Here is a 12,373-nt window from a genome sequence, read left to right as displayed (position 1 = left end):
GTACGAAAAAAAAGCCAGGATCGCGAACGATCCTGGCCTTGGGCTGCAATGCTTAGCCGCTTAGGACATGTGCTGGCCGCCGTTGATGGCGATGTTGGCGCCGGTGACGAAAGCCGCTTCGTCCGACGACAGGTAGGCCACCAGGCCCGCCACTTCTTCCGGCTTGCCCAGGCGGGCCATCGGAATTTGCGGGATGATCTTGGTATCGAGCACCTCCTGAGGGATTTCCATCACCATTTTGGTGCCGATGTAGCCCGGCGAAATGGTGTTGACGGTCACGCCCTTGCGCGCCACTTCCAGCGCCAGCGCCTTGGTGAAGCCGTGCATGCCGGCCTTGGCGGCCGAATAGTTGGTCTGGCCGAAGGCGCCCTTCTGGCCGTTGACCGACGAAATATTGATGATACGGCCCCAACCGCGTTCCACCATGCCATCGCACACAGGCTTGGTCATGTTGAACACGGAGTCCAGATTGGTGGCCATGACGGCGTCCCAATTCGGTTTGTCCATCTTCTTGAAGGTCATGTCGCGGGTGATGCCGGCGTTGTTCACCAGCACGTCGATCGGACCGATATCTTTTTCGATAGCGGCCACGCACGCCTGGGCCGAATCGTAGTCGGCCACGTCGCACGGATAAGCGCGGAAATTAAAGCCCTGATCGCGGGTAGTTGCGAGCCATTGCTCGACCTTCGGATTGCCAGGGGAATACGTGGTGACGACGCAATAGCCTAGTGCCGACAGTTTGAAACACACTGCTTCGCCCAGACCACCCATGCCACCGGTTACTAATGCAACTCTTGCCATTTTCGTCCCCTCGTTAATAGACACCAAAAATCATCTGACACCGCGCCGTCGACAACCCGGCGCGGCACTGCTACTGCCTGATGCTACAAATGTTGCGAGTACTGCTTAAGCGCGTTCGATGGCCAGCGCCACGCCCATGCCGCCGCCGATGCACAGCGAGGCCAGGCCTTTCTTGGCATCGCGGCGCACCATTTCGTGGATCAGCGTGACCAGGATGCGGGCGCCGGAAGCGCCGATCGGATGGCCGATGGCGATGGCGCCGCCGTTGACGTTGATCTTGCTGGTGTCCCAGCCCATTTCCTTGTTGACGGCCACGGCCTGTGCGGCGAAGGCTTCGTTAATTTCCAGCAGGTCCAGGTCGTCCGGGGTCCAGCCGGCCTTTTTCAGGCACAGCTTGGTGGCCGAGACCGGGCCCATGCCCATGAAGGCAGGGTCCAGGCCGGACGAGGCGTAGGCCTTGACCTTGGCCAGCACCGGCAGGCCCAGTTCCTTGGCCTTGGTGGCGGACATCATGATGACGGCGGCGGCGCCGTCGTTCAGGCCGGAGGCGTTACCGGCGGTCACGCTGCCATCCTTGGCGAAGGCGGGGCGCAGGCCGGCCAGCGCTTCGATGGTCGAGCCTGGTTTGATGTATTCATCGCTGTCGAACACGATGCTGCCTTTTTTCTGGACGATTTCCAGCGGCAGGATCTCATCCTTGAACTTGCCAGCCTTTTGCGCGGCTTCCGCTTTCAGCTGCGAGTTCAGCGCGAACTCGTCCTGCTCGGTGCGGGAAATCTCGTATTTCTTCGCGACGTTCTCGGCGGTGGTGCCCATGTGGTACTGGTTGTAGGCGTCCCACAGGCCGTCGACGATCATGGAGTCGACCATTTTGAAATCGCCCATGCGGAAACCGTCGCGCGAACCGTTCATCACGTGCGGCGAGGCGCTCATGTTTTCCTGGCCGCCGGCGATGACGATGTCGGCGTCGCCGGCCTTGATCGCTTGCGCCGCCAGATGGGTGGCTTTCAGGCCGCTGCCGCACACGTGGTTGATGGTGAAGCCGGGAATGGTGTTCGGCAGGCCGGACTTGATGACGGCCTGGCGCGCCGGGTTCTGGCCGACGCCGGCGGTCAGCACCTGGCCGAGGATGGCTTCGCTGATCAGGTTAGGATCGATGCCGGTCTTGGCCAGCAGGCCCTTGATCACATGCGCGCCCAGCTCGGAAGCCGGGGTCTTGGCCAGGCTGCCGCCGAATTTGCCCACGCCGGTACGGCCAGCGGCCACGATAACTACATCATCCATATGACTCTCCAATGCGCCGGCCACGGCCGGCTTAGTTTAGCAACAACGCGAACTTCGATAATACGCTTCCGGCGATGAGGCCGTGCAGGGTTTCGATTGTGCGTCGCCGCGAGAACCTTCCCTCGTGCAAGGGTTTCTCTAGCAGCATCCATGCCAGCGGCCTGCAATCACTGGGCACCCATCGTAAGCGGCGAGTTTGGCGAGACGCTTGATGTGCGTCAAATCCGCCTCAATCATTCTGAAGAAACAATGTCAATTTGTCACGATAATAATTTGATACCGTCCAGGGTGCTGGCGCACTGCTCGCGTATCACATTGACGAAGTCCAGCACGTAGGCCTTTTGCTTCTGCGCCTCCGGCACGGAGACGAACAGGTCGCTCCACAGCCCCTGTTCGCCGACCGGCTTGGCGATCACGTAGTCGTAGTCGACATAGTTCTTGATCGCCCAGTTCGGCAGCGCGGCGATGCCGCGGCGGCTGGCGACCAGCTGCAGCACGGCCACCGTCAGTTCGGCGGTGCGCCGTTCGAAGTGGATATTGGCCGGCTGCAGCACTTCGCGGATCAGGTCGATGCGGGTTTCCGGCACCGGGTAGGTAATCAGCGTTTCGCCTTCAAAATCAGACGCTTGCAGGCGGCGCTGGGCCGCCAGGCGGTGCTTCTGCGCCATCACCACCAGGATTTCAAAGCGGAACAGCGGGAAGGTGGCGAAGTCCGGGCCGTAGGGCGAGCCGATCACCAGGTCGGCGGCGCCGCTGCGCAGCAGCTCGGCCGGCTCGCTGTGGAAGCCCGACACCAGGTCGATCTCCACTTCGGGCCAGCGCTTGCGGAATTCATCCATGACCGGCATCAGCCAGTCGAAACAGGTGTGGCACTCCAGCGCCACGCGCAGCTGGCCGGTGTCGCCCTGGGTCAGGCGCGCCACTTCGCGCTCGGCCGACTCGATTTCCGGCAACAGCAGATCGGCCAGCTTGAGCAGGCGGGCGCCGGTCGCGGTAAAGCCGATCGGCACGGATTTTCGCTCAAAAAGCGGCCCGCCGTAGCGATCTTCCAGCAATTTGATTTGATGCGACAAGGCCGACTGCGTCAGATTCAGCAGTTGCGCAGCACGAACCAGGCTGCCGGCGGAGCGTAGGGCACTCAGGGTGCGCAGGTGACGTATCTCTAGCATGGTCTATTAAATTTTTTCATGTGAAGCCGCAAAATCTTTCGTTTTGATTATAGACCGGATTGCCGCACACTTTATATCACCAATATTAAATGCGGATGACATCAAAATGACAACATCGAATAAAGCCATACAAAGCCACGTTCCGGGCTTTCCGCGCATCGGCGCGGCGCGCGAACTGAAATTTGCGCTGGAGGCCAACTGGCGCGGCGAATTGCCGGAAGCCGAACTGGAAACCGTCGGCCGCGACCTGCGCGCGCGCCACTGGGCATTGCAGCAGCAGGCCGGGCTGGACTTCGTCACGGTCGGCGATTTCGCCTTCTACGACCAGGTCGCCAACCACATCCAGCTGCTCGGTTGCGAACCGGCACGCTACGGTTTCGGCGACGGCCAGTCGCAGCTGAGCCGCTACTTCACTATGGCGCGCGGCAAGAGCGGCAACAAGGCCGCCGAGCCGGCCGCCTGCGGCCACGACCACGCGCACGACGCCCACGGCGAAGGCAATCTGCACGCCTCGGCCGCGCTGGAAATGACCAAGTGGTTCGACACCAACTACCACTACCTGGTGCCGGAGTTCACGCCGGAAACCGCCTTCTCGCTGGCCTGCGAGCGCCTGTTCGACGAAGTGGCCGAGGCGCAGGCGCTGGGCCACGCGGTCAAGGCCGTGCTGCTGGGACCGTTGAGTTTCCTGTGGCTGGGCAAGGCCAAGGCCGACGGCGATTTCGACCGCCTCGCCTTGCTGGACAAGCTGCTGCCGGTCTACGGCCAGGTGCTGGACCGTCTGAAGACGCAGGGCGTGCAGTGGGTGCAGATCGATGAGCCCATCCTCGGCCTCGACCTGCCGGCGCCTTGGCGCAGCGCGTTCGAGAACAGCTACTGGCAGCTGAACCAGGTCGGCGTGCCGCTGCTGCTGGCCACCTACTTCTCGCCGCTGGAAGAAAACCTGAGCCTGGCCTGCCGCCTGCCGGTGGCCGGCCTGCACGTGGACGGCGTGCGCGCGCCGCACGAACTGACCAGCATCGCCGACTGGCTGCCGGTGCACAAGGTGCTGTCGGTCGGCATCGTCGATGGCCGCAACATCTGGCGCACCGACCTCGACGCCGCGCTGGCCACGCTGGCGCCGATCGCGGAAAAGCGCGGCGGCAAGCTGTGGCTGTCGGCCTCGTGCTCGCTGCTGCACGTGCCGTTCACGCTGGCGGCCGAGACCGCGCTCGATGCTGAAATCCGCTCATGGCTGTCCTTCGCCACCGAGAAGCTCGACGAGCTGTATGTGCTCAAGCAGGCGCTGCAAGGCGACTACGACGCGGCCACCGCCGCCGCGCTGGAAGTATCGCGCGCCGCCATCGCCAGCCGCCGCGCCAGCCCGCGCGTGCACCAGGACGCCGTGCGTGCGCGCATCGCCGCCCTGCCCGCCGACGCCGACCGCCGCCACTCGCCGTTCGCCCAGCGCCAGGCCGAGCAGCGCGCCCGCTTCAAGCTGCCGGCCTTCCCGACGACGACCATCGGCTCCTTCCCGCAAACGGCCACCATCCGCGCCGCCCGCGCCAGCTTCAAGCGCGGCGAGCTGAACACGGCCGACTATGAAACCAAGATGCGCGAAGAAATCGCCTACGCCGTGCGCCGCCAGGAAGAGCTGGGCCTGGACGTGCTGGTCCACGGCGAAGCCGAGCGCAACGACATGGTCGAATACTTCGGCGAGCAGCTGGCCGGCTTCGTCTTCACGCAGCTGGGCTGGGTGCAGTCGTACGGTTCGCGCTGCGTCAAGCCGCCCGTCATCTACGGCGATGTCAGCCGTCCAAAGGCGATGACGGTCGACTGGACCGTGCACGCGCAAAGCCTGACCGGCAAGCCGATGAAGGGCATGCTGACCGGTCCTATCACCATCCTGCAATGGTCGTTCGTGCGCGACGACCAGCCGCGCGCGCGCACCGCGCTGCAGATCGCGCTGGCGATCCGCGACGAGGTGGCCGACCTGGAGCAGGCCGGCATCGGCATCATCCAGATCGACGAGCCGGCCGTGCGCGAAGGCTTGCCGCTGCGCCGCAGCCGCTGGGACGAGTACCTGGACTGGGCCACGCGCGCCTTCCGCGTGTCGGCCAGCGCGGCGGCCGACGGCACGCAGATCCACACGCACATGTGCTACGCCGAGTTCAACGACATCCTGCCGCAGATCGCCGCCATGGACGCCGACGTCATCACCATCGAAACCAGCCGCTCGGACATGGAGCTGCTGAACGGCTTCGGCCAGTTCCGCTATCCGAACGAGATCGGCCCCGGCGTGTACGACATCCACTCGCCGCGCGTGCCGGGCCAGGCCGAGATGGTGCGGCTGTTGCAGAAAGCCAGCGCGGTGATCCCGCCGGCCAACTTGTGGGTCAACCCGGATTGCGGACTGAAAACCCGCGGCTGGGCGGAAACCGAAACCGCACTGCGCAACATGGTCGCGGCCGCCCGCCAGCTGCGCGCTGAACACGCGATCTACTGACGTCGTCATCCCCGCGAAGGCGGGGATCCATGCTGAGCGTGCGTCTCGACCACGCCGGCTGCGTATGGATTCCCGCCTTCGCGGGAACGACGCCTCCCGCCATCCCGCATTTTTACTGGCCCAGTACGGTGCCAGCCCTCCCCATCCGCCGTTTTCCACAGTAAAATGCTCGTGCCTGCGCATGCGCGCGAGGTTAACCCTCTAATACTGTCGCCCATGTCCAAGAGCCTGTTTCAAAAGCCCATAGAAATCAAGATTTCCACCGTAGTCGCAGTCTCCGCCATCCTGTCCACGGCGGACCGCCTGGCCCTCGATGCCGCGCTGGCCGAAATGACCGGCGGCACCACCGACTTCTTCGAAGACGACCTGACCGTGATCGACGTCGCCGCGCTGCCGGCCGGCAGCGGCCCGGTCGACTGGGCCGGCATCATCGCCCTGCTGAAAAAATACCGCTTGAATCCGGTCGCCGTGCGCAACGCGCCGCCATCCATGGCCGCCGAGATCGCCGCCCACGGCCTGAGCCTGGAGACCGCGACCAAGCCGCGCGAAGAGGCCGAAGCCGCTACACCGGCGCCGGTCAAGGCCGCAGCCCCCGCTCCCGCGGCAGCGCCAGCCGCACCGGCCGAAGGCTTCCCCGGCAACGCCGGCGTGATGATTATCGACACCCCGGTGCGCGCCGGCCAGCGCATCTACGCGCGCGGCTGCGACCTGATCATCACCGCCGTGGTCAACAACGGCGCCGAGATCATCGCCGACGGCAGCATCCACGTGTACAACACGCTCAACGGCCGCGCGCTGGCGGGCGCTTCCGGCAATGCCGAGGCGCGCATCTTCGCCATGACGATGTCGCCGGAGTTAGTGTCGATTGCCGGCGTTTACCGCACATTTGAAGACGGCTTCCCGGCCGAATATGCACGTTCTCCTGCGCAAATCCGCCTGGTCGGCGACCGAATCGATATACTATCTGTCAATTCTGCAAACCGCGCTTGACTAGCAACTCTCTGAAAAGGACTTTTTTGTGGCGAGAATTATTGTTGTAACGTCCGGTAAGGGCGGTGTCGGTAAGACGACTTCCAGCGCCAGCTTCTCCACCGGGCTGGCCATGCGCGGCCATAAAACCGCCGTCATCGACTTCGACGTCGGCCTGCGCAACCTCGACCTGATCATGGGCTGCGAACGCCGCGTGGTGTACGACCTGATCAATGTGATCAATAAAGAGGCATCGCTGACCCAGGCGCTGATCAAGGACAAGCACTGCGACAACCTGTTCATCCTGCCGGCGTCGCAGACGCGCGACAAGGATGCGCTGTCCGAAGACGGCGTGGAAGTCGTGCTGCATGAGCTCATCAACATGGGCTTCGAATTCATCATCTGCGATTCGCCGGCCGGCATCGAGCACGGCGCGCTGATGGCGCTGACCTTCGCCGACGAAGCCATCATCGTCACCAATCCGGAAGTATCGTCGGTGCGCGATTCGGACCGCATCCTCGGCATCATCCAGGCCAAGTCGCGCCGCGCCCAGACCGGCGGCGAGCCGGTCAAGGAGCACCTGCTGATCACCCGCTACTCGCCGAAACGCGTGGAAGCGGACGAAATGCTGTCGTACGAAGATGTGCAGGAAATCCTGCGTATACCACTGATCGGCATCATTCCCGAATCGGAATCGGTGCTGCATGCGTCGAACCAGGGCAATCCAGCGATTCACTTCAAGGGCACCGATGTTGCGGAAGCCTACGAAGATGTGGTGTCGCGCTTCCTCGGCCAGGAATTGCCGTTGCGCTTCACTAACTACGAGAAGCCTGGCCTGCTGCAGCGTATTTTCGGGAGCAAGTAATCATGGCCCTGCTTTCTTTCCTGTTCCCGCAAAAACCGAAAACCGCCACCGCGGCCAAGGAGCGGCTGCAGATCATCATCGCGCGCGAGCGCAACGGCCGCAGCGGCCCGGACTTCCTGCCGGCGCTGCACAAGGAGTTGATCGAGGTGATCTCGAAGTACACCAAGGTCAACGCCGACGACATCAAGATCTCGCTGGACCGCCAGGGCAACCTGGAGGTGCTGGACGTGAACGTGGTGCTGCCGGACGCGTAATCACGCCGGGCGGCCGATGCCGGCCGTCACCAGTTCCTGCGCCACCCTGGCGCAGGCATCCACATGCTGGTAGCCGATCTGGCGGAACGCCAGGAAGCCGATGCCGGCCGAGGCCAGCTGCCCGGCCAGCGGCACCAGCTTGCCGGCCTGGCGCGCCACCGACTTCAGGCCGGTACGCCGCAGCAGTTGCAATACCACTTCCCGCGTCACCAGCTTCCCCACCAGCATGCCGCCGACGCCGATCGCGGCTTCGTAGGCGATCAGCCGGAACTTCGGCTGCATGCGCTCGATCTGCTGCGCCGTCAGGCCGAACTCCTGGTTGATATCGTCGATCAGCAGCGCGAACAGGCGCAGGTCGGACACCACGTCCAGACCGGGTATCGGCACCGCCGCCACGCCGGCCGACACCATCGCGCGCCGCCGCACCAGCTTGCGGCAACGCTCGCGCACCGCTTCGATGTCACGTTCGGTCCCCGGCACCAGCGTCCAATTTGTGTCTTTTTTCAATCCCATGCGTGCTCCCGGCGGTTACTTGATGTTCTTTCCTTTTTTCAACTTCTTCATTGAACTCAGCGTTTTTCCAGTGTACCGTGTAATGGTTGTGCAAGCGCGCACGGTGAATTATTGAGTTGTCGTCAGGGAAATATTAGTGCATTAAGAAAAATAATTAGCTATTTTGCTAACTTTTTTTGTAAATCTCTGTTATATTTGTAGTGACTTCTCCTTAACATAATTTCCTACAGGCAGTAGTATGAGAATCGCCGTACTTGACAACGACCGCAGCCAAGCCGATCTGATCTGCCAGGTGCTGACCTCGGCAGGCCACGTCTGCCACAGCTTCCAGACCGCCAAGGACGTGCTGGCGCAATTGCGCAAGGATAGCTACGACATGCTGATCCTCGACTGGCAAGTGGTCGATCTCAGCGGTGCCGAAGTGCTGCGCCGCGCCCGCGAAAAGCTGCCCGACAGCGCCCCGGTGCTGTTCCTGACCACCAGCTCCGGCGAGGACGATATCGTCGCCGGCCTGGCCGCCGGCGCCGACGACTACATGATCAAGCCGCTGCGCCGCAGCGAAATGGTGGCCCGAGTGCAAGCTTTGTTGCGCCGCGCCTACCCGGCCCAGAACGGCGCCGAACAATTGCAATTCGGTCAATACGTATTCGAGACCCGTCCCGGCCGTTTGTTGATGGATGGCATCGTATTGGACGTCACCCACAAAGAGTTCTACCTGGCACTGTTATTTTTCCGCAACATCGGACGGCCGCTGTCGCGCGCCTACATCCATGAAGCGGTATGGATACGCGAGACCGCCGTACCGTCGCGCACCATGGACACCCACGTCTCGCGCGTCCGCAACAAATTGCAGCTGAAGCCGGAAAACGGCTTCCGCCTGGTGCCGGTCTACAGCTACGGCTACCGGCTGGAAAAACTGGGCGCCTGATCGGACCCGCGATATGCACGGTATGCTGCCAACGGTATAGGCAGCCACAGGCAACCTACTGGTACAACACGGTATAATGTCCGCACAATCAACGCACGGACCCGAAATGCAGCTGCTTGCCGTCGGCCTCAACCACAACACCGCCCCCGTCTCGCTGCGCGAGCAGCTGGCGTTCGCCCCTGAGCAACTGGGCCAGGCGGTGGTGGCGGCGCGGTCGTGGTTCGAGCGCATCGACCATCGCGGCAGCGACGAGGCGGCCATCCTGTCCACCTGCAACCGCACCGAGCTGTACGCGGCCAGCCAGGTGCCCGACCCGCTCGACGCCGGCGCCCATTTCCTGGCCGATTTCCACAAGCTGAACTACGCCGAGCTGCGCCCGCACCTGTACCTGCTGCCGCAGCACGACGCCGTGCGCCACACCTTCCGCGTCGCCTCCGGGCTCGACTCGATGGTGCTGGGCGAAACCCAGATCCTGGGCCAGATCAAGGACGCGATCCGCACCGCCGACGAAGCCGGCGGCCTGGGCACCTATCTGCACCAGCTGTTCCAGCGCTCGTTCTCGGTCGCCAAGGAAGTGCGCAGCACCACCGAGATCGGCGCCCACAGCGTGTCGATGGCGGCGGCCGCCGTGCGCCTGTCGCAGCGCATCTTCGACAAGATCGCCGAGCAGAACGTGCTGTTCATCGGCGCCGGCGAAATGATCGAGCTGTGCGCCACCCACTTCGCGGCACAGAACCCCAAGACCATCACCATCGCCAACCGCACGCTGGACCGCGGCGAACTGCTGGCGCACCGCTTCGGCGGCCGCGCCATCCGCCTGGCCGACCTGCAGGACAAGCTGCACCTGTACGACATCGTCATCTCCTGCACCGCCTCGTCGCTGCCGCTGATCGGCCTGGGCATGGTGGAGCGCGCGATCAAGGCCCGCCGCCACAAGCCGATGTTCATGGTCGACCTGGCCGTGCCGCGCGATATCGAACCGGAAGTGGGCCGCCTCAACGACGCCTTCCTGTACACCGTGGACGACCTGGGCAAGGTGGTCCAGACCGGCATGGAAAACCGCCAGGCCGCCGTGGCCCAGGCCGAAGCCATCATCGAAACCCGCGTGCAATCGTTCATGCACTGGATCGACGACCGCGCCGTGGTGCCGGTGATCCAGAGCCTGCAGGAAAACGGCGAAGCATTGCGCCAGCTGGAGCTGGAACGCGCGCGCAAGATGCTGGCCAAGGGCGAAGATATCGACGCCGTGCTGGAAGCCCTGTCCAAGGGCCTGACCGCGAAATTCATGCACGGCCCGCAGCAGGCGCTGCACCGCGCGCAGGGCGAGGAACGCGCCCACCTGGCCGAGCTGCTGCCGCAGCTGTTCCGCGGCCGCCGTTAGCGGCACTGCCTCATCCCGCGCGCGCCACGCCGCCGCGCACTCCCCGCCGCGCCATCGCGGCATCTGCCTCAACCCCAACACGAATACGCTATGAAACCATCCATGCTGGCCAAGCTCGATCAACTGGCGAACCGCCTGGTCGAACTCGATGAATTGCTGATGTCCGAAGGCGCGACCAACAATATGGACGCCTACCGCAAGATGACCCGCGAGCACGCCGAACTCGGCCCGCTGGTGGCGCTGTACAAGTCCTACCAGGAAGCCATCGGCGACCTGGCCGCCGCGCAGGAAATGCTCGGCGATCCGGAGATGAAGGACTTCGCGCAGGACGAGATCGAGGCGGCCAAGAGCCGCCTGGCGGAGCTGGAACTGGAGCTGCAAAAAATGCTGCTGCCGAAGGACGCCAACGACGAGCGCAACATCTTCCTGGAGATCCGCGCCGGCACCGGCGGCGACGAATCGGCGCTGTTCGCCGGCGACCTGCTGCGCATGTACACCCGCTTCGCCGAGCGCAATCGCTGGCAGGTGGAAGTGGTGTCGGAATCGGCGTCGGACCTGGGCGGCTACCGCGAGGTGATCGTGCGCCTGATCGGCAACAGCGTCTACTCCAAGCTGAAGTTCGAATCCGGCGGCCACCGCGTGCAGCGCGTGCCGGCCACCGAAACCCAGGGCCGCATCCACACCTCCGCCTGCACGGTGGCGGTGATGCCGGAGGCCGATGAAGTGGAAGACGTCAACATCAACCCGGCCGACCTGCGCATCGACACCTACCGCGCTTCCGGCGCCGGCGGCCAGCACATCAACAAGACCGATTCGGCCGTGCGCATCACCCACCTGCCGACCGGCATCGTGGTCGAGTGCCAGGACGACCGCTCGCAGCACAAGAACAAGGCGCAGGCCATGCGGGTGCTGGCCACGCGCATCAAGGACGTGCAGCTGCGCGAACAGCAGTCGAAGGAAGCGGCCACCCGCAAGAGCCTGATCGGCTCGGGCGACCGCAGCGAACGCATCCGCACCTACAACTACCCGCAGGGCCGCATGACGGACCACCGCATCAACCTGACCTTGTACAAGCTGGACTTCATCATGGACGGCGACCTGGCTGAGCTGACCAATGCGCTGGCCGCCGAGCACCAGGCCGAGCTGCTGGCGGCGCTGGGCGACTGAGTTAACACCGGCCTAAGGCTGAAGTGACAACTTTGTGCGAGAATTGCCCGCTACTTCCACCGCCACCGAATCGGATCACCCCATGATACATACGCGCTCCCTGCTGCTGTCCATCGCCATCGCCTGCTTCGGCCTGATCGGGGTCGCCCTGTATCTGCAGATCGGCCTGGACATGCTGCCCTGCCCGCTGTGCGTGATCCAGCGCTACCTGTTCATCGGCATCGGCATCTGCTGCCTGGCCGGCGCCTACACCAAGCCCAGGCTGGGCACCGGCCTCGCGCTGATGGCCGCGCTGGGCGGCCTGTACACCGCCGGCAAGCACCTGTATATCCTGGCCCATCCCGGCCTGTCGTGCGGCATCGATCCGATGGAGACCTTCCTCAACAAGATCCCCACCGCGACCTACCTGCCCTTCCTGTTCCGCGCCGACGGCCTGTGCGAAGACGCGCTGGCGCCGTGGTTCGGCCTGTCGATACCGCAGTGGTCCTTCCTCGGCTTCGGCCTGTGCACGCTGGCCCTGGCCTGGCTGCTGATCCGCCGCGCGCGCTGATGCCCATCGT

General features: G+C 63.9%; 12 protein-coding genes. 8 read left to right on the top strand and 4 right to left on the bottom strand.

Translation table 11 applies throughout. From position 1 onward, the window contains the following. Window positions 1-60: 60 nt before the first annotated feature. The 3 genes from phbB to GEV02_RS09985 all read right to left on the bottom strand — a co-directional run bounded on the left by phbB (window position 61) and on the right by GEV02_RS09985 (window position 3,254). Window positions 61-801, bottom strand: coding sequence for an acetoacetyl-CoA reductase (gene phbB / locus GEV02_RS09995; RefSeq protein WP_008443632.1), 741 nt, complete (start codon window positions 799-801; stop codon window positions 61-63). Window positions 802-906: 105 nt separating this feature from the next. Then, window positions 907-2,085: an acetyl-CoA C-acetyltransferase gene (locus tag GEV02_RS09990; RefSeq protein WP_152837843.1), complete on the bottom strand. Its 1,179-nt coding sequence runs from the start codon at window positions 2,083-2,085 to the stop codon at window positions 907-909. Between the two features lie 260 nt (window positions 2,086-2,345). Further along, window positions 2,346-3,254, bottom strand: a complete 909-nt coding sequence (locus tag GEV02_RS09985; RefSeq protein WP_152807669.1) for a LysR family transcriptional regulator — start codon at window positions 3,252-3,254, stop codon at window positions 2,346-2,348. Window positions 3,255-3,360: 106 nt separating this feature from the next. Here GEV02_RS09985 and metE point away from each other — a divergent pair, with 106 nt between their 5' ends. The 4 genes from metE (at window position 3,361) to minE (ending at window position 7,824) form a co-directional block, all read left to right on the top strand. Further along, a complete protein-coding gene (metE, locus tag GEV02_RS09980) occupies window positions 3,361-5,736 on the top strand; it encodes a 5-methyltetrahydropteroyltriglutamate--homocysteine S-methyltransferase (protein WP_152837842.1) in 2,376 nt (791 codons plus the stop codon). Window positions 5,737-5,952: 216 nt separating this feature from the next. Further along, complete coding sequence (gene minC / locus GEV02_RS09975) at window positions 5,953-6,726, top strand: septum site-determining protein MinC (protein WP_152837841.1); 774 nt, start codon at window positions 5,953-5,955, stop codon at window positions 6,724-6,726. Window positions 6,727-6,754: 28 nt separating this feature from the next. Continuing rightward, window positions 6,755-7,570, top strand: coding sequence for a septum site-determining protein MinD (gene minD / locus GEV02_RS09970; RefSeq protein WP_026334797.1), 816 nt, complete (start codon window positions 6,755-6,757; stop codon window positions 7,568-7,570). Between the two features lie 2 nt (window positions 7,571-7,572). After that, a complete protein-coding gene (gene minE / locus GEV02_RS09965) occupies window positions 7,573-7,824 on the top strand; it encodes a cell division topological specificity factor MinE (protein ID WP_008443622.1) in 252 nt (83 codons plus the stop codon). On the opposite strand, the gene GEV02_RS09960 is transcribed toward minE, so the two are convergent. After that, window positions 7,825-8,337, bottom strand: a complete 513-nt coding sequence (locus tag GEV02_RS09960) for a hypothetical protein (protein WP_152837840.1) — start codon at window positions 8,335-8,337, stop codon at window positions 7,825-7,827. Window positions 8,338-8,575: 238 nt separating this feature from the next. On the opposite strand from GEV02_RS09960, the gene GEV02_RS09955 reads away from it, so the two are divergent. The 4 genes from GEV02_RS09955 to GEV02_RS09940 all read left to right on the top strand — a co-directional run bounded on the left by GEV02_RS09955 (window position 8,576) and on the right by GEV02_RS09940 (window position 12,363). Next, window positions 8,576-9,265, top strand: coding sequence for a response regulator transcription factor (locus tag GEV02_RS09955; protein ID WP_008443614.1), 690 nt, complete (start codon window positions 8,576-8,578; stop codon window positions 9,263-9,265). A gap of 106 nt (window positions 9,266-9,371) precedes the next feature. Continuing rightward, on the top strand, window positions 9,372-10,646 hold the full coding sequence (gene hemA / locus GEV02_RS09950) for a glutamyl-tRNA reductase (protein WP_152837839.1): 1,275 nt from the start codon (window positions 9,372-9,374) through the stop codon (window positions 10,644-10,646). A gap of 90 nt (window positions 10,647-10,736) precedes the next feature. Next, the gene (gene prfA / locus GEV02_RS09945; RefSeq protein ID WP_152837838.1) at window positions 10,737-11,813 is read left to right on the top strand and encodes a peptide chain release factor 1; all 1,077 of its coding nucleotides are present in this window, start codon (window positions 10,737-10,739) and stop codon (window positions 11,811-11,813) included. Window positions 11,814-11,895: 82 nt separating this feature from the next. After that, window positions 11,896-12,363, top strand: coding sequence for a disulfide bond formation protein B (locus GEV02_RS09940; protein WP_152837837.1), 468 nt, complete (start codon window positions 11,896-11,898; stop codon window positions 12,361-12,363). Window positions 12,364-12,373 lie beyond the last annotated feature (10 nt).

Source organism: Rugamonas aquatica (genome assembly GCF_009380215.1).
Classification (GTDB): domain Bacteria; phylum Pseudomonadota; class Gammaproteobacteria; order Burkholderiales; family Burkholderiaceae_D; genus Rugamonas; species Rugamonas aquatica_B.
The sequence above is the reverse complement of the archived record's forward strand: the minus strand, read 5'-3'. Positions and strand labels throughout refer to the sequence as shown.